This window comes from Deinococcus aquaedulcis (assembly GCF_019693445.1).
Taxonomy (GTDB): Bacteria; Deinococcota; Deinococci; order Deinococcales; family Deinococcaceae; genus Deinococcus; species Deinococcus aquaedulcis.
On record NZ_JAHRBL010000007.1, the window covers coordinates 29,052 to 45,156 of the forward strand.

Annotated in this window: 15 protein-coding genes; 10 read left to right on the top strand and 5 right to left on the bottom strand. The window is 69.5% G+C overall.

Annotated elements, in window-relative coordinates; all coding sequences use genetic code 11:
- Positions 1-37: 37 nt before the first annotated feature.
- Both KMW22_RS10180 and ald read right to left on the bottom strand, forming a co-directional pair.
- Positions 38-1,879: an ABC transporter ATP-binding protein gene (locus KMW22_RS10180; RefSeq protein ID WP_221089944.1), complete on the bottom strand. Its 1,842-nt coding sequence runs from the start codon at positions 1,877-1,879 to the stop codon at positions 38-40.
- Between the two features lie 544 nt (positions 1,880-2,423).
- Positions 2,424-3,530 carry an alanine dehydrogenase gene (gene ald, locus KMW22_RS10185; RefSeq protein ID WP_221089945.1) on the bottom strand — a complete coding sequence of 369 codons (1,107 nt, stop codon included), beginning with the start codon at positions 3,528-3,530 and terminating at the stop codon, positions 2,424-2,426.
- Positions 3,531-3,698: 168 nt separating this feature from the next.
- Between ald and KMW22_RS10190 the strand changes: the two genes are divergently transcribed.
- The 4 genes from KMW22_RS10190 to KMW22_RS10205 all read left to right on the top strand — a co-directional run bounded on the left by KMW22_RS10190 (position 3,699) and on the right by KMW22_RS10205 (position 7,175).
- Entirely contained in the window at positions 3,699-4,169 is a 471-nt protein-coding gene (locus KMW22_RS10190; protein WP_199188427.1) for an Lrp/AsnC family transcriptional regulator, read from the top strand.
- A gap of 575 nt (positions 4,170-4,744) precedes the next feature.
- Positions 4,745-5,464 carry a peptidylprolyl isomerase gene (locus KMW22_RS10195; protein WP_221089946.1) on the top strand — a complete coding sequence of 240 codons (720 nt, stop codon included), beginning with the start codon at positions 4,745-4,747 and terminating at the stop codon, positions 5,462-5,464.
- A 37-nt stretch (positions 5,465-5,501) separates the two neighbouring features.
- Positions 5,502-6,173, top strand: a complete 672-nt coding sequence (locus KMW22_RS10200) for a phosphatidylserine decarboxylase (protein ID WP_221089947.1) — start codon at positions 5,502-5,504, stop codon at positions 6,171-6,173.
- 132 nt (positions 6,174-6,305) lie between these two features.
- Positions 6,306-7,175 carry a hypothetical protein gene (locus KMW22_RS10205; protein WP_221089948.1) on the top strand — a complete coding sequence of 290 codons (870 nt, stop codon included), beginning with the start codon at positions 6,306-6,308 and terminating at the stop codon, positions 7,173-7,175.
- Positions 7,176-7,285: 110 nt separating this feature from the next.
- On the opposite strand, the gene KMW22_RS10210 is transcribed toward KMW22_RS10205, so the two are convergent.
- The gene (locus tag KMW22_RS10210; RefSeq protein ID WP_221089949.1) at positions 7,286-7,732 is read right to left on the bottom strand and encodes an Hsp20/alpha crystallin family protein; all 447 of its coding nucleotides are present in this window, start codon (positions 7,730-7,732) and stop codon (positions 7,286-7,288) included.
- A gap of 363 nt (positions 7,733-8,095) precedes the next feature.
- Between KMW22_RS10210 and pyrR the strand changes: the two genes are divergently transcribed.
- The 6 genes from pyrR to KMW22_RS10240 are packed head-to-tail and all read left to right on the top strand — an operon-like array spanning position 8,096 to position 12,869.
- Positions 8,096-8,644 (top strand): bifunctional pyr operon transcriptional regulator/uracil phosphoribosyltransferase PyrR, encoded by a 549-nt coding sequence (gene pyrR, locus KMW22_RS10215; protein ID WP_221089950.1) that lies wholly within the window; start codon positions 8,096-8,098, stop codon positions 8,642-8,644.
- Entirely contained in the window at positions 8,641-9,585 is a 945-nt protein-coding gene (locus KMW22_RS10220; RefSeq protein ID WP_235692850.1) for an aspartate carbamoyltransferase catalytic subunit, read from the top strand. Before pyrR ends, KMW22_RS10220 begins: the two co-directional genes overlap by 4 nt.
- A 2-nt stretch (positions 9,586-9,587) precedes the next feature.
- Positions 9,588-10,232 carry a hypothetical protein gene (locus KMW22_RS10225; RefSeq protein ID WP_221089951.1) on the top strand — a complete coding sequence of 215 codons (645 nt, stop codon included), beginning with the start codon at positions 9,588-9,590 and terminating at the stop codon, positions 10,230-10,232.
- Positions 10,233-10,242: 10 nt separating this feature from the next.
- The gene (locus KMW22_RS10230) at positions 10,243-10,878 is read left to right on the top strand and encodes a hypothetical protein (RefSeq protein WP_221089952.1); all 636 of its coding nucleotides are present in this window, start codon (positions 10,243-10,245) and stop codon (positions 10,876-10,878) included.
- 33 nt (positions 10,879-10,911) lie between these two features.
- Entirely contained in the window at positions 10,912-11,607 is a 696-nt protein-coding gene (locus KMW22_RS10235; RefSeq protein WP_221089953.1) for a metallophosphoesterase, read from the top strand.
- Positions 11,604-12,869 carry a dihydroorotase gene (locus tag KMW22_RS10240; RefSeq protein WP_221089954.1) on the top strand — a complete coding sequence of 422 codons (1,266 nt, stop codon included), beginning with the start codon at positions 11,604-11,606 and terminating at the stop codon, positions 12,867-12,869. Before KMW22_RS10235 ends, KMW22_RS10240 begins: the two co-directional genes overlap by 4 nt.
- Positions 12,870-12,929: 60 nt before the next feature.
- On the opposite strand, the gene KMW22_RS10245 is transcribed toward KMW22_RS10240, so the two are convergent.
- Positions 12,930-14,174 carry an NAD(P)/FAD-dependent oxidoreductase gene (locus KMW22_RS10245; RefSeq protein WP_328774659.1) on the bottom strand — a complete coding sequence of 415 codons (1,245 nt, stop codon included), beginning with the start codon at positions 14,172-14,174 and terminating at the stop codon, positions 12,930-12,932.
- Positions 14,175-14,264: 90 nt separating this feature from the next.
- Positions 14,265-16,073: a tetratricopeptide repeat protein gene (locus tag KMW22_RS10250; RefSeq protein WP_221089955.1), complete on the bottom strand. Its 1,809-nt coding sequence runs from the start codon at positions 16,071-16,073 to the stop codon at positions 14,265-14,267.
- Between the last annotated feature and the right edge of the window lie 32 nt (positions 16,074-16,105).

Here is a 16,105-nt window from a genome sequence, read left to right on the forward strand (position 1 = left end):
GGAGGCCGCAGCCTTCTCCCCCACTCCCCATCCCAGTTCAGGACGACAGCGGCGCCGTTTCCAGCAACTCAGCCCGGCCTGCCTCCTCGGCGCGGAACTGCAGCTCATACAGGTCGCGGTACAGGCCGCCGCGCGACAGCAACTCGGCGTGAGGGCCGTCCTCCACGATGCGCCCGCCGTCCATCACGATGATGCGGTCCGCGTTGCGAATGGTGCTGAGGCGGTGGGCGATCACGAAGGTGGTGCGGCCCTGCATCAGGCGTTCCAGGGCGGCCTGCACCAGCGCCTCGGATTCGTTGTCCAGCGCGCTGGTGGCCTCGTCCAGAATGAGGATTCGGGGGTCTTTCAGCAGCGCGCGGGCAATGGCGACCCGCTGGCGCTGCCCGCCGGACAGCTTGACCCCGCGCTCGCCCACCACCGTCTCGTAGCCATGTTCAAAGCCCATGATGAACTCGTGCGCGTTGGCGGCGCGGGCGGCGGCCTCCACCTCGTCGGGGCGGGCGCCGGGGCGGCCATAGAGGATGTTCTCGCGGATGGTGCCCGAAAACAGCAGCGTCTCCTGCGGCACCAGCCCCACCTGGGCGCGCAGGTCGGCCAGGGCGTAGGTGCGCACGTCCTGCCCGTCCACCTTCAGGGTGCCGTCCGTGACGTCCCAGAAGCGGGGAATCAGGTTCACCAGCGTGGTTTTGCCGGCCCCGCTGGGCCCCACCAGCGCCACCACCTGCCCGGCGGGCACCTCCAGGTTCAGGTCGCGCAGCACCGGGGCGCCCTCGTAGGCAAACTGCACGGCTTCAAAGCTCACGCGGCCCTCGGCGCGCTTCAGGGGGGCGGGGGTGGCCGGCTGGGGCAGGTCGCTGCGTTCGTCCAGCAGCTCGAAGATGCGCCCCGAAGCGCCCAGCGCCTCCTGAAACTGGTTGAAAATGCCGGTCAGCGCCGCCACGGTGCCGCCCACCTGCAGCGCGTAGATCAGGAAGGTGACGAGGTTGCCGGGCGTCATGGCCCCCGCCATCACCTGCCGCCCGCCGTACCACAGCACCAGGGCCAGCGACCCGAAGGTCAGGAAGCTCATGGTGCCGGCCATCAGGGCCTGCAGCTGCGCGCGTTTCAGGGCGGCCAGAAAGCTCAGGTGCACCCCCTGGCCGTAGCGCCCGCGCTCCAGGCCCTCGGCGGTGAAGCTCTGCACCACCCGCACGCCACTGATCGCTTCCTCGGCGCTGGCGTTGGCGCCCGCCACCGCGTCCTGCACCTCGCGGCTGACCCGGCGGATGCGGCGCCCGATCATGAATGCGGTGCCGATCACCAGCGGAATCACCGCCAGGGTGAGCAGGCTCAGGCGCGGGCTGGTGGTCACGAGCAGGATCACGGCCCCGATCAGGCTGACCGTCTGCGCCGCCAGCTGCGCCAGCGCGGAACTGGTCACCCCCTGCACGGTGCCCACATCGGCGGTGAGGCGGCTGGTGAGGTCGCCGGTTTTGTGGTCCCCAAAAAAGCGCGGCGAGAGGGTCAGCAGGTGCGAGAACAGCGCCCGGCGCAGGTCCGCCACCACGCCCGCCCCCACGCGTGCCAGCAGGTACGACTGCGCTGCGCCGAACAGCGCGGACAGGGCAAAGATGCCCAGCAACGCCAGCACGGTGCGGTCCAGCGGCCCGGTGTCGGTGCTGCCCACCTTCAAGAACGAGGCGTCAATCAGCTGCCCGAACAGCGCCGGAAACGCCAGATTCAGGCCACTGGCCACCAGGGTCGCCAGCACCCCCAGCACGAACAGCGCGCGGTAGGGCCGGGCATACGCCAGCAGCCGCCGCAACTGCCGGGGGTCCCCCTTGGGGCGGCGGCCACCGGCACTGGCCGTCACGGTCATGGAACTCGGGCGGGAAAGCATAGGTGCAGGGTACGCCCGGAGGGGGAGGGACGGGTGACTTTGTGGGGATGTGGGGAGTGGGGGGTGGTGAGTGGGAAAAGATTGGGGCGCAGGGGGCAGGGTGCGGGATGCAGGAAAAGAGGGGAGTGGGGTGTGGGAACAGATGGGGGTGGGCGGTGGGCGGGTGCGGGGGTCTGGACGCCCCCTCACCCCTTGCTGCGCAAGGCCCTCTCCCACGAGGGGAGAGGGGAGCAAAGCCCTTCAATCTGTTCAAAAGTAGAACCTTCTGGGCCGCACCAAGCCTTCTTGCCCCTCTCCCGCCCAGGTCCAGACGAAGCCGTCGTGCGCGAAGCGCGCGGGCGTACGACGATGGGCGAAGGAATGCCACGGCGTACGACGCAGAGCGAAGCCAAGCCGCCGCACACCGTCAGTCAACGTTGCCCAGTGCGAACGTTGCTCCCCCCTGCCCCTCCGGGGTAGGGGGGCTGGGGGGGTGGGGCAACGTCCACAGCATCAACAAAAAAGCGCCCCCACCAGCCAGCGGGGAACGCCCAACGCCTTCCAATTACGCCAACGCCGCTTCCGGCGCCACATACGCCAACTCAAACGCCTCCGCCACACCCTGATACGTCAACTTGCCCTGGTGCGTATTCAGCCCCAGCCCCAGCGCCTTGTTCTTGCCCAGCGCCGCCACACCGTGGTCCGCCAGCAGCAGCGCATACGGCAGCGTCTGGTTCGTCAGGGCGAAGGTGCTGGTGCGCGGCACGGCGCCGGGCATGTTCGCCACGCCGTAGTGAATCACGCCGTCCACCGTGTACACCGGGTCGTCGTGGGTGGTGGCGTGGATGGTTTCCACGCAGCCGCCCTGGTCCACCGCCACGTCCACAATGACGCTGCCTTCGGGCATCAGTTTCAGCATGTCGCGCGTGACGAGGTGCGGGGCCTTGGCGCCGGGAATCAGCACGCCGCCAATGAGCAGGTCCGTGTCGGGCAGCAGGGCGCGGATGTTGGCCTCGCTGCTCATCATGGTGGTCAGCTTGCCGAAGAACACGTCGTCCAGGTAGGCAAGCCGGCGCTGCGACACATCCAGAATGGTCACCTTGGCGCCCAGGCCCATCGCCATCTTGGCCGCGTTGGTGCCCACCACGCCGCCGCCGATAATGGTCACCTGGCCGGGCTGCACGCCGGGCACGCCGCCCAGCAGCACGCCGCGCCCACCCACAGGCTTCTGCAGGTGATAGGCGCCGGCCTGCACGCTCAGGCGGCCGGCCACTTCGCTCATGGGGGTCAGGAGGGGCAGGCTGCCGTCGTCCAGCTGCACGGTTTCGTAGGCCACGCCGGTGGTGCCGCTCTGCAGCAGCGCATCGGTGAGGGGCCGGTCAGCGGCGAGGTGCAGGTAGGTAAAGAGCAGCAGGTCCGGGCGCAGGTACTTGTACTCGCTGGCAATGGGCTCCTTGACCTTCACCACCATTTCGGCGGCCCAGGCGTCGTCGGCGCTGCCCAGGGTGGCCCCGGCGTCCACGTATTCCTGGTCGGCAATGCCGCTGCCCACGCCCGCGCCCTGCTGCACCACGACGCTGTGCCCACGGCGCACCAGGGTGGCAACGCCGCCGGGCGTCAGCGCCACACGGTTTTCTTTGACCTTGATTTCTTTCGGGAGTCCGATCTGCATGACCTAACCTCGCTTGGCCCGCGCGGACCTGGGCCCGCCGGCACTGAATATGGCTGAACTTCAACGCAAGATTAACAGGGAAAGCCCTGCGCGCGATTGCCAGCACCGGCCAGAAAGACCCCCATGTCCGCAACAGGGTTGCGCCGTTGTGGCACACTACGCCTTATCATGTCGCAAAGCACGCTGGACGCCATTGACCGGCAGATTCTGAGCATCTTGCAGCGGGACGCCCGCATTCCCAACACCGAACTGGCCGACGAGATCGGCCTGACCCCGGCCCCCACGCTGCGCCGGGTGCGGCGGCTGGAGGAAGAGGGCGTGATTCAGCGTTACGTGGCCCTGCTGGACCCCAAACTGGTGGGCCGCGAACTGATGGTGATCGTGCGCGTCACGCTGGACAAGCAGACGAAGGCAGGCTTCGAACAGTTTGCCAAGAAGATGCAGGAGCGGCCCGAGGTGCTGGAATGCTTCCTGTGCCTGGGGGACATTGACTACCTGCTCAAGGTCTGCGTGCCGGATCTGGACGCCTATCAGCACTTTCTGGTGAACACGTTGGCGGCGATTCCGGGGGTGAGGAATACGGCGAGTACGATTGTGGTGAAGCAGGAGAAGGACACGACGAGTTTGCCGTTGGAGTGAGGGGTGGGCGGAGGTGGGCTGGGCTTGCCGGTTCCCTGTGGCCTGCTGTGGGCGGCAGCCCAGGGTGGCTCTTTGCTCATATTTGCCCCACCCCCCAGCCCCCTACCCCAGAGGGGCAGGGGGAGCAGTCGCTGCGCTCGGCAAACGTTGACTGACGGTGTGGGGCGGCCCGGCTTCGCCCCGCGTTGTACGCCGTGGTCCGCCTCCGCCCATCGTCGTACGCCCGCGCGCTACGCGCACGACGGCTTCGTCTGGACCTGGGCGGTGCTGGGGCAGGCCGCCTTGGTGCGACCTAGAAAGTTCTACTTTTGAACAGATGAAGAGCTTTGCTCCCCTCTCCCCGCGTGGGACTCGCAGAGCTGCGCCGCAGAGAGGGGCTGGGGGTGAGGGGGCCCACAGACCACCCCACCCGCCCACCGCCCACCCCATCTGTTCCCACACCCCACAACCCACGCCCCTCTTTTCCCGCATCCCGCACCCCGCCCCCTGCGCCCCAATCTTTTCCCACTTCCCACTGCCCACTCCCTACACCCTCCTCTCCCCGCTCTCATCTTCCCCGTGGAACACTGGGCCCCATGCGCCCTTCTGCTCTGTCCCTCACCCTGGCCCTCAGTGGGCTGCTGGCGGCCTGTGCGCCGGCCGCCACCCAGTCGCAGCCGGTCAGGCCGGCCCCGGTCAGCACGGCGCCCACGCCGGCACCGGCCCCAGTGCAGAGCTTCACGGTGGTCTCGCCCCTGTCGGCCACGCCGGTGCGCACCTTCAGCGCGCCGCCCACGCAGGTGATTGACCCGGCCAAGCAATACCGCGCCATTCTGAAAACCAGCCGGGGCGACGTGACAGTAGAGTTGCTCCCCAAAGCGTCGCCGGTGGCGGTGAACAACTTCGTGTTCCTGGCCCTGAACCGCTTTTACGACGGCACCCGCTTTCACCGTGTTATTGATGGCTTTATGGCCCAGGGCGGCGATCCCCTCAGCGCCGATGAGGGCAAGAAGACGCAGTGGGGCACTGGCGGGCCTGGGTATCAGTTCCCGGCAGAGGTCAACAATGGCCTGCGCTTTGACCGCGCCGGGGTGCTGGGCATGGCGCGCGCCCAGAGCCTGAATTCGCAGGGCAGCCAGTTTTTCATCACGGTGGCCCCCGCCGACTTCCTGAGTGGCGGCTACACGGTGTTTGGGCGTGTGCTGTCGGGTCAGGACGTGCTGGACCGGCTGACGCGCAACTACAGCAGCACCGGGCCCATTGCTGGGGCCGGGGCGGACCTGCTGCAGAGCGTGCAGATTCTCCAGTCTCCATAAACACGTGCCGGGGACGGCCACAGCTACACTGAACGCCATGCGCGCGCGTTCTGCCCTGCCCCTGCTGGCCGCCGCTGCGGGGGCGTGGTACCTCCGCAGCGTGTTCCGTTTCCGTGATCCGGTGCGCCTGCCGCCCGTCGCCCCCGGTGAGGTGCTGAGCCCAGCCGACGGCGTGGTCTGCGCGGTGCGCCGTGTGGAGGGCGGCCAGATTGCGGGCGAGCCGCCTGTGGACGCTGCCGGCCTGCTGGGCACCCCAGAGGCGCGTGACGGCTGGCTGATCGCGGTGTTTGTGGGGCCGCTGGACGTGCATTACGTGTACCAGCCCTGCAGTGGCCGGGTCACGTTCGCGCAGCACGTGGGCGCGCGGACCAACGTGCCGCTCATCGGTGCCGCCGAGGCGCTGGGCCTGCTGAGCGGCCGCCCGGCGGACCTGCTGACACGGCGCGGGCCGCTGGAAAACGAGCGGCTGGTGGCGGTCACGCACGCGGAGACGGGCCCAGTGACCCTGACCCTGGTGGCGCCGGGCGCGGGGCTGCGCGGCACCTCGTTCACGCGCGAGGGCGACGAGGTGCGCGCCGGGCACAAGGCCGCGTTTCTGGAGGAAGGCGGCGTGGCGCTGCTGCATCTCCCGGCGAACCATGAGCCTGCCGTGCGCGTGGGTGAGCGCGTGCAGGGCGCCCTGAGCGTGGTGGCCCGCCGCACGTCCTAGGCGCGGCGGCCAGGGCGCGGCCCCCCTATTCAGAGCAGGGCCAAGCAGAAGCCAAGCAGAAAGGGGGATCAGGTGACCGGAGAAGCGCGCAGTTCAGAACGGCAGAGCCCGGAACGCATTGGGGAGCGGCTCATGGCCGACCGCAAGGTGCGCGCCGTGGCTCAGGCGGGCAGCTACGGCACCGAGTTTGCCTGGGCCGGCAGCGTGCCCACCTTCGTGACCTTTGAACGCGGCATGGACAGCCCGCAGACTGACCACCGCGCCGGGGTGCTCACCGAACGCTTTCCCTACGAAAAGCTTGAGGCGTGGCGCGACTGGGACCTGGCCCGGCAGGAGGCCCCGCTGGCCCTGCTGGCCACCAGCCGCGTGCTGTACGACCCCACCGGCCACTACAGCCGCATTCAGCGCACCCTGTGGAACCTCAGTGACGCGCAGCGCGCCGCCCACCGCGCCGACCTGCTGGGGGCAGCCCAGGCGGCCCTGGACGAGGCGCGCGCCGCCCACACCGGGCCCGGCCACGGCGTGCAGGAACAGCTGCTGGCCCTGGCCGACGCCCGGCAACTGGCGCTGAATCTGCTGTACCCAGCGCTGCTGACCCACCTGCACCTGTGGCCAGAATTCGAGATTCGCCTGCCCCACGCGTGGCGAGCCTCGGCGGGGCTGCGCTTTCCCAAGGCGGTGTACCGCCTGGAATCGCTGTACTGCTTTGGCGGCGAGGACGAAGCGCGCCGGGTGCTGCTCGCCACGCGCGGCCTGGGCCTGCTGGACCAGGAACGCCGGGCCCGCGCGGCCTTTCAGGCGGGCTACTACGACGGCGCCGTGCGCTACCTGCGCGACGAAACCGCCCGCACCCACCGAGACGACCTGCGCCGCTGGCTGAACCTCACCCCTGCCCGCCGCGAGAAACTGGGCACCCTGCTGGGGGTCACGCGCGCCCCCTTAGGCCCAGCAGCACTGAAGGTCACCCAGGAGTTGCTGGAAGCGGTGCGGGAAGGCGAGTAAACGGAAAGTGGGCAGTGGTGAGTGGGGAAAAGCATCCCTTTCCACTGCCCACTCACCACTTCCTACTTCCGCAACAAAAAAGCGAGCCCTGGGCTCGCTTTTTTGTTGCCTTACGCGTTCGCGCTGCTCTCCTGCTCCAGCACCTTGCCGGTGCGGACCTGCACAGTGCGCTTCTGGGCGGCTTCGCTGCGCGGCACGCGGATGGTCAGGGTGCCGTGCTCGAAATCGGCCTCGACCTTGGTGAGGTCGTACTTGGCAGGCACGCTGAAGGTGCGGGCCAGGGTGCCGTAGGCGCGCTCCACGCGGTGGGCGGTGCGGCCCTCCTTGCGGTCATAGGCGCGGGTGGCCTGCACGGTCAGGGTCTGGTTCTCGGCTTCGATCTGCAGGGCGTCGGGGCGGATGCCGGGCAGGTCCAGCACCAGTTCCAGGCCCTGCTCGTCTTCATGCACGTCCACCGGGGGAGCAAAGCGGGTGGGGGCAGAGTTCACTTGGCCGAAGGCGCGGTCCATGCGCTGGGTCAGTTCTTCAATCTCGCGGAAAGGATCAAATCGCATCATGCACGTACCTCCTTGGGGTGGAAGCGCGCGGCCGGGACAGCCCGGATGGCCCTCGCGCTTAACTGCCCATATGGTAAAACCTGAGTGCTTTGTTGTCAAGTTTAGTGCGCTTCAAGGAGAGTGATGCAGGACGGGCTGGAGGCAGCGGCATGACAGGCCCCCCGGGGCGGTGTACACTTCCCCAGGCTGTGCGGGCCTTGCCCCGGCGCGCCCCTTACAACCTCCACTTTCGTCCTTTCCCAGCAGTCCCGTGAGGCTGCACCCGCCCCGTGAGGCAGGAGAAGGAGCCCCCATGCACCACCACACCCAGAGCCGTCAGCCTGCGCTGAGCGGCGTTTTTTTCATGTCGGCCAGGAAGGGCGCATGACCCCCAAGGCCACGATTCTGACCGCCGACGAGGTCCGGCGCGCCCTGACGCGCATTGCCCACGAGATCATTGAGCGCAACAAGGGCGCGCAGCAGCTGGCGTTGATCGGCGTGCACACGCGCGGCATTCCGCTGGCTGCCCGCCTCGCGCAGAAACTCAGCGAACTGGAAGGCGTGGACGTGCCCACCGGGATGCTGGACATCACCCTGTACCGCGACGATCTGTCGGAAGTGGCGCAGCAGCCGATCATCCGCGAGACGCAGGTGCCCTTTGACCTGCGTGACCGCCGCGTGGTGCTGGTGGACGACGTGCTGTACACCGGCCGCACCGTACGCGCCGCTCTGGACGCCTTGATTGACCTGGGGCGCCCGGCCGGCATTCAGCTGGCGGTGCTGGTGGACCGTGGCCACCGCGAACTGCCCATCCGTGCCGACTACGTGGGCAAGAACCTGCCCACCGCTGCGCACGAGGTCGTGAAGGTGAAGGTCCAGGAAACCGACGGCGTGGACAGCGTGGAGCTGTGGGACATGGAGGCGCTGCGATGAACGCCCCCGTGAGCATGGGCCCGCGCCCCCGCAACCTGCTGGACTTTCAGGACTGGAGCCCCGAGCGCCTGACCGCCATTCTGGACAACGCCGACACCATGCTGCAGGTGCTGGACCGCCCGGTGAAAAAGGTGCCCGCGCTGCAGGGCCTGACCGTCTGCAACGCGTTTTTCGAGAACTCCACCCGCACCCGCACCTCCTTTGAACTGGCCGCCCGGCGCATGAGCGCCGACGTGTTGACCTTCGCGGCGGGGGCCAGCAGCGTGAACAAGGGCGAGAGCCTGCGGGACACCCTGGAAGTGCTGACCTCGTACAAGGTGGACGCGTACATCGTGCGGCACCACGCCTCGGGGGCGGCGCACCTGGTGGCCAAATACAGCGGCAAGCCCGTGATCAACGCGGGCGACGGCCGCCGGGCGCACCCCACCCAGGCTCTGCTGGACGCCTACACCATTCGCCAGGAGTACGGCAGCCTGGAAGGCAAAACGGTGGCGATTCTGGGCGACGTGCGCCACAGCCGCGTGGCCCGCAGCAACGCCGAACTGCTGCCCAAGCTGGGCGCCAAGGTGGTCCTGTGCGGCCCGGCCACCCTGTTGCCTGCGGGGCTGGCTGCACTGCCCGGCGTGACCCTGACCACCGACCCGCGCGAGGCCGTGCGCGGCGCCCACGCGGTGATGGCCCTGCGGCTACAGCGCGAGCGGATGCAGGGCGGTTTCCTGGGCAGCCTGCAGGAATACGCCGACACCTATCAGGTGAACGAGCGCCTGATGGCCGAAGCCGAGAGCGGCGCGATTGTCCTGCACCCTGGCCCCATGAACCGCGACCTGGAAATCAGCGGGGAGGCCGCCGACGGCGCCAGAAGCCGCATCCTGAAACAGGTGGAAAACGGGCAGGCCATCCGCATGAGCGTGCTGTACCACCTGCTGGTGGGCCGGGAATAACGGTGCGGCGCGCGGCTCTGCTGCTGGCGGCCCTGCACAGTGGGGCCGGGGCCTGCAGTCCGGTGCCCCCCAGCGCCGCCCTGACCCAGGCGCAGGCGGCACTGGACGCCGCCCGGTTGGACAGCGCCGCGTGTGCGGGGCAGCCCAGCGCGGCCTGCACTGCCTACCGGCTGGCCCCGGCACAGGTGGCCGAACTGCGCCTGACGGTGGCCCGCGAAGCCAGCACGTTGTTTCCGGGGGCGCCGCTCCCGGCAGACAGTCTGCGCCAACAGGGCGGGGTGTGGCACCTCACCGAATCGGTGCGCTACGGCCAGGACGCGCAGATTCGTGCGGTGCCGGGCGGCAGCGTGGCGATCACCACCGACCGGCAAACCGCTTACGAGCGGGTGACCGAACGCCTGAACCGCGCTTCGCGCTGGTCGGCCCTGTGGTGGACCTGCGGGCTGGCGGGGCTGGGCGGCCTGGGCCTGGAGGTGCGTGACTGCCGCTGGACCCCGGCCCCGGCCGCAGACCCCTGGCCACGCACCTTCGACTTCACGGTGGTGCAGGCCGACGCCAGCCTGCCCCCGGGCCGCTATTCGTGGTATGCCCCAGATGGCGGCACCTGCCACGGCGGCGCGCCGTTCCGCAAAGCGGATTTCCGCTAGGAGAAAGCCCATGCGTCATCTGCTTGCCCTGCTGCTGCTGACCCAAAGTGCGGCGCTGGCCTGTTTGCCCCCCTCCCGGAGCCCCGCCATGATGAGCGCCGAGCGCGCACTGAACGCGCTCCGCACAGGCCAGGCATGCCCGAACGTGGTGGAAGACCCATGCACACGCACCTACCGCGCCGCGCCGCAGGAGGTCGCAAGGCTCTTGGCCCAGCAAGCCAACACGGTGGCCCGCCGCAGCGGCGAGGTGTGGACGGTTGTGCTGGACGAGTACCGGGGGCAGCGGGTTCAGATTCGGGCGGGGGCCGGGGGCACGCAGGTGGTTCAGAGCGACTGGGAGACCGCCTATGAAACGCTGCTCTCCCGCATGGCCACTGCCACAGAGGCGGCGGGTCATGACGGCAAACCTGTGACCTGCACGCAACTGGGCGTGAAGAGTGACCGCGTACTTGCTTTCGAACAGTGCCGCGTGAGCTGGGCAAAGGCGCAGTCTCCACTGCCAGGACAGCCCTTCACGCCCACCATCCACTTCACGCTGAGTCGTGTGTCGGACAGCACCCTGGAGCGGGCGGTGGCGTATACGTATACCCCGCTGACCTGGGGCGGCTACCCCTGCGCGAGCCCACTGGACTATGAGGAGCGCTGAGACTCACTCTGGCCTCGGGCGCCAGGAGGCGACATGACCCGAACACCGCAGCGATCTGTCGTTCTCCCCGACGTGCATGGTTGTCCCCAGTTTCTTGACTGGGCCGAGGCCCTCTTTCCTGGCCGGCATTTCATTCTGCTGGGTGACCTGATTCACCGGGGCCCGGATTCCCGTGCATGTCTCAAACGGGCGCTGGCCTGGGCCACGGCTGGCCGGGCGGTCCTGCTCTGGGGCAACCACGAAGACTGGGTCTGGAAGGAAGGCGCCGCGCTATCAGGGGCCGCCCGTGACGCGTGGTTCAAGCGCGAAGAGGCCGCGCTTCTGCAGCAGTACGAAGCCCACGGAGAGGGGCTGCCGGAGCTGGTGGCTGACATTGAGCGCTTCGCCCAGCTGGCCCGGCCCTATTACGTGGAAGAGGACATGCTCTGCGCCCACGCCGCCCGCCCCAGCTTGGGCCGCAGCGCCGACGAGCTGCTTGACCGTGGGTATCTACTGGACACCCCGGCGCTTGGCCTCCACCCGCTGCCCACGCCCTTTTTTCCAGCCCTCCGCTATTCCGTGCACGGCCATGCCCCCCAGAAAGCCCCGGTCGTTGACCTCGCCAATGGCGTGGTCTACCTGGATCTGGGCACCGTCAGGACGGGCCAGTTCTGTGTCTGGGACGCCGAAACTCAACAGGTTTATCTCTACCCCGATTCAAGCCCTCTTGCTTCTCAGGAGACCCCATGACCATCACCATCACCAATATCAAGCGCGTCGGTTCGGACAAGACGGAATCGGTCACCATCGGGAACGGCGTCATCAAAGGCTGGAACCTTCCAGAAGAAGGCCAGGTGCTTGACGGCCAGGGCGGCACCGTGGCACCGGCGCTCATCGAACCCCACGCCCACCTGCGCGAGCCCGGCCAGACGGAAAAAGAAGACCTGGCCTCCGGGCTGGCGGCAGCGGCGGCCGGCGGTTACGGCACGGTGGTGTCTATGCCCAACACCAGCCCCGTGGTGGATGACCCCGCGACCGTGCGCACCCTGATCGAGAAGGCGGCGGGCCTGGGCCTGGCGCGCCTGAAGCCGGCGGCGGCCCTGACCAAGGGGCAGCAGGGCGAGACCCTGGCCGAGCTGGCCTACTTGAAAGACGCAGGCGCGGCGATGTTCACCGACGATGGGCGCACGAACGAGAACGCCCGGACCCTGCGCCTGGGGCTGGAAACGGCCGGCAGCCTGGGCATGATCGTTTCGGTGCATGCCGAGGACGCCTCCCTGCGCGCCGACGGCGTGATGAACGAGGGCCCCGTGTCAGAGGCGCTGGGGCTGCCCGGCAACCCGGCGGCGGCCGAAGCGGCCCGCGTGGCCCGCGACATTGAGATCGTGGCGGAACTGCACGCCCAGGGCCGCCCGGCCCGGCTGCATATCCAGCACCTCTCTACCGCCCGCGCGCTGGATCTGGTGCGGGGGGCCAAGGCGCGTGGCCTGCCGGTGACCTGCGAGGTCTGCCCGCACCACCTCACCCTGACCGACGAGGCGCTGCGCAGCTTCGACGCCATTTATAAGGTGGCGCCGCCCCTGCGCACCCAGGCGGACGCTGACCATCTGCTGGAGGGCCTGAAAGACGGCAGCGTGGATTGCCTCGCCACCGACCACGCGCCCCACACCCGCGCGGAGAAGGAACGCGACCTGCTGGACGCCCCCAGCGGCATCGCGTACATCGAGCTGGCGTTTCCGCTGATGTACACCCGCTTTGGCGAGGCGCTGGGCCTGGAGAAGCTGGTGGACCTGTTCACGGCGGCCCCCGCGCGCGTGATGGGCTGGCCCGAACCCACCCTGGACGCAGGCGCCCCCGCAGATCTGGTGGTACTGGACCTGGAGACCGAACGCCCCGTCAACCCCGCCGAATTCAAGAGCAAGGCGAAGTTCACCCCCTGGGCCGGTGAAACCCTGAAGGGCTGGCCCCTGCTGACGGTGGTGGACGGCAAGGTGGCCTTCCAGCGGAGCTGAACACAAGCAGACCTGAAGGGGCCCAGGGACGCGTGTTCCCTGGGCCCCCTGTACTCGCTTTCACCGGTCCAGCCGGAACAGGTGCAGGTCGTCGTCGGGCCGCCCCTGAATCAAGGCTGTCAGCAGCCGGGCGGCCTGCACCGAATAGGTGATGCCGTTGCCGCCGTAGCCCAAGGCGAACAGCAACCGCTCCCCGTTCGTTTTGGGGCCAATGTAGGCCAGACCGTCCTGGGTTTCGCCAAAGGTGCCGGCCCAGGCAAAGGCCACCTCGGGCTTCAGGTGGGGCAGCAGCCGTTCCAGGCGGCGCTCCAGTCGGCGCTGCTTGCGCGGCAGGCTGCGCTCGCGGCGGGCGGGGCTGTGGTGGGGGTCATCCTCGCCGCCAACCACCACGCGGCCGTCCTGGGTGGTGCGGGCATACAGGTAGGGGCGGGCGGTTTCCCAGATCAGGCAGCCCCCCGGCCACAGTTCGCCGCCCGCCTGGGCAATGGGCTCGGTGGCCAGGGCATAGGAGTTTTTCAGCTGGGCCAGGCGGCGGCCCAGAAAGGTCTCGGCCTCGTAACCCGTGGCCACCACCACCCAGCTGGCCCGCACGGGCACGCCCCGGTCGGTGTGGGCGGTCCAGGTGCGGCCCCCGTCCAGCCGGGTCACGGCAGTACGGTCGTACACCCGCGCGCCCCGGGCCAGCGCCCGCTGCAGCAGGTGCTGGGTCAGGCGGTAGGGGTCCACCTCGGCGCCGTCGCGGCTGAAGAGCGCGGCGGGCGCCTGAATGCCAAAGCGGGCTTTCAGCTCCCGGGCGTCCAGGTGCTCCACCGCCAGCCCGGCGCGGGTGCGCGCGGCATGTTCCTCACGCAGCATCCGGGCGTCTTTTCTCGTGCTGGCGTAGTAGAGGCTGCCGCGCGCCCGAAAGCCGCAGGCGTCGGGCAGCCCGGCGGTCAGGGCGCGCACCCGGTCAATGGCGTCCCGGCACAGGTGGTAGGCGCGTTCGGCGTCGGCGCGGCCGATCATAGCGCTCAGGTCCACCAGATTGGTGTCGATCTCGTACTGCAGCAGGGCGGTGCTGGCGCTGGTGCTGCCAAAGCCTGCGTCGCGGCGGTCCAGCACCACGGTGTCCAGGCCCGCCTCGCTCAGGGCGTCGGCCAGCAGGGCCCCAGTGATGCCCGCGCCAATCACCAGCACGTCCGCCTGTTCGGGGGCCGCCAGGGGCGGGTAGGTGTACATCAGCCCATTCGTCAGGGGCCAGAAGGCCCGTCCACTGCGCAGGTCCATCGCGGCCATCTTGGCAGCCGCCCGGACGCGGAACTGCACGCATTCCTGCGGTTGAGCTTGCGGGGCTGGGGCCAGGACGCAGCCAGACCGGCAGCGCCCAGGCGCGGTTACCCTGCGAAGCCCGCCGCTTTAGGCCGCCCCAGGCGCGTCGCTGGTTACGCGGTTGCGACCAGCCGATTTGGAGGCGTACAGCAGTTGCTCGGCCTGCACCAGCATGTCGTCGGCCTGGGACCACGCGGTGTCGGTGCACAGGCCAATGCTGACCGTGACCCGCAGGCCGGGCAGGTCGGGGGCGCGCCACGCCGCCACCGTTTCGCGCAGGCGCTCGCACAGCCGCTGTGCACCGGGGGCCGCCGTGCCGGGCAGCAGCAGCACAAAGGCCGCGCCGTCGCGGGCCAGCAGGTCGGCAGCGCGCAGCTGGGCGCGCAGCAGCCCCGCCAGCTCCCGCAGCACCCGGTCCCCGGCCGCGTGCGCGTGCGCGTGGTTGACCCTCCCAAATTCATCCAGGTTCAGGATCGCCACAGCCAGCGGCAGGTGCTCGTCGCGGGCGCGGTCAAACTCGCGGGCCAGTCGCGCTTCAAACAGGCGGCGGCCCAGCAGGCCGGTCAGGGGGTCCAGGTGCGCCGGGCTGGCCCGCCCCTCGCCCAGACCCTCAGCCACGGGGACCTCGGCGCCCGCCACCTGGGCCCCGCGCAGGGCGCCGCTGGCCCGCTCCACCTGTGCCATCAGTTCACGCTGCGCGGCGGCGAGGTGGCGCTGGCGTTCGGTTTCCTGTTCCAGGTGCCGCACAGCCGCTTGGCGCGCGGCAGCCGCCTGCGCCAGCGACACCGTCAGCTGCAGGTGCTGGCGCAGGTGGTGCAGGGCCAGGGCCAGCTCCTGACGGGCTTCATACACGCTGCTGAGGTGGCGGTGCGCCTCGCTGACCACGGCGCCCAGGCCCAGGCGCTCACCCAGTTCCAGGGCGCGCTGCAGGGCGGCGGCCGCTGCCGCCGGGTCGCCCTGGCCCAGCAGGGTTTCACCCCGGCTGAGCTGCACGCTGGCTTCCAGATAGAAGTCGCCCAGTTCGCCCACCAGCGCCAGCGCCTGATCGTAGGCAGCCAGGGCCTCGGCCGGGTGCCCGAAGAGGCGGTGGGCGTGGCCCAGTTCGGCATAGATCTCAAACAGGTTTTCGGGGTCGTGCGACTGCCGGGCGAGGTCGCCGGCCTGCTGCAGGGCGCTCAGGGCGGCCTCGCGCTGCGAGAGGCGGGCGTGCAGGGTGCCCAGGTTGGTCAGCGCCACGATCTCGTTGTACGGGCTGCCATGCTGCCGGGCCAGCCCCAGGGCCTCGGTCTGGTAGGCGTGGGCTTCGTCCAGGCGGCCCAGCATCATCAGGGCGTTGCCCACATTGTTCGTGGCGGCCATGCGCGCCACCACGTTGCCCACCCCGGTTGCCAGCCGCAGCGCGCGCAGGGTGTAGTCCAGGGCGGCTGTATGGTCGTCCAGGCGCAGGTACACCAGCCCGATGTTGTTCAGGCACGAACTGCCAAACCACTCGTTGCCCTGGGCCTCAAAGGTGGTGCGGGCGGTGAAGTGGGCTTCCAGGGCCTGGGGCAGTTCGCCCAGCGCGGCGCGCACAGTGCCCAGGCCCATCCAGCAGCGGGCCAGCCCCAGCGCGTCCCCGGCGGCCTCGTGCAGCGCGGCGGCATCTTCCAGGGTCTGGCGGGCCTGGTGGTACTGGCCCAGGCGGTAGAGGCTGCGGCCCAGTTCCAGCAGGGCCTGGGCGCGGGCGGCCACGTCGCCCAGCTTCTGGGCCAGCGCGGCGGCTTCGCGGGCGCGGCGGGCGGCGTCCTCGGGGTTCTTGTCCCACAGTTCGGCGGCCAGTTCCAGCAGGGGGCGCAGCCGCTCGCGGCCCCGGGCGCGGCGCAGCTGGTCTTCAAGCCGCTCTAACGGTTCGGTCATGGCTGGACCCAGTCTAGAGTGTGGGGTGCTGT

What these genes read in the sequence shown, in the direction of transcription:
- KMW22_RS10220 (WP_235692850.1), top strand. Translation starts at nt 8,641, where the DNA reads ATGAACGCCCCCGTGAGCATGGGCCCGCGCCCCCGCAACCTGCTGGAC.
- pyrR (WP_221089950.1), top strand. Translation starts at nt 8,096, where the DNA reads ATGACCCCCAAGGCCACGATTCTGACCGCCGACGAGGTCCGGCGCGCC.
- KMW22_RS10250 (WP_221089955.1), bottom strand. Translation starts at nt 16,073, where the DNA reads ATGACCGAACCGTTAGAGCGGCTTGAAGACCAGCTGCGCCGCGCCCGG.
- KMW22_RS10190 (WP_199188427.1), top strand. Translation starts at nt 3,699, where the DNA reads ATGTCGCAAAGCACGCTGGACGCCATTGACCGGCAGATTCTGAGCATC.
- KMW22_RS10195 (WP_221089946.1), top strand. Translation starts at nt 4,745, where the DNA reads ATGCGCCCTTCTGCTCTGTCCCTCACCCTGGCCCTCAGTGGGCTGCTG.
- KMW22_RS10240 (WP_221089954.1), top strand. Translation starts at nt 11,604, where the DNA reads ATGACCATCACCATCACCAATATCAAGCGCGTCGGTTCGGACAAGACG.
- KMW22_RS10205 (WP_221089948.1), top strand. Translation starts at nt 6,306, where the DNA reads ATGGCCGACCGCAAGGTGCGCGCCGTGGCTCAGGCGGGCAGCTACGGC.
- KMW22_RS10210 (WP_221089949.1), bottom strand. Translation starts at nt 7,732, where the DNA reads ATGATGCGATTTGATCCTTTCCGCGAGATTGAAGAACTGACCCAGCGC.
- KMW22_RS10180 (WP_221089944.1), bottom strand. Translation starts at nt 1,879, where the DNA reads ATGCTTTCCCGCCCGAGTTCCATGACCGTGACGGCCAGTGCCGGTGGC.
- ald (WP_221089945.1), bottom strand. Translation starts at nt 3,530, where the DNA reads ATGCAGATCGGACTCCCGAAAGAAATCAAGGTCAAAGAAAACCGTGTG.
- KMW22_RS10230 (WP_221089952.1), top strand. Translation starts at nt 10,243, where the DNA reads ATGCGTCATCTGCTTGCCCTGCTGCTGCTGACCCAAAGTGCGGCGCTG.
- KMW22_RS10235 (WP_221089953.1), top strand. Translation starts at nt 10,912, where the DNA reads ATGACCCGAACACCGCAGCGATCTGTCGTTCTCCCCGACGTGCATGGT.
- KMW22_RS10200 (WP_221089947.1), top strand. Translation starts at nt 5,502, where the DNA reads ATGCGCGCGCGTTCTGCCCTGCCCCTGCTGGCCGCCGCTGCGGGGGCG.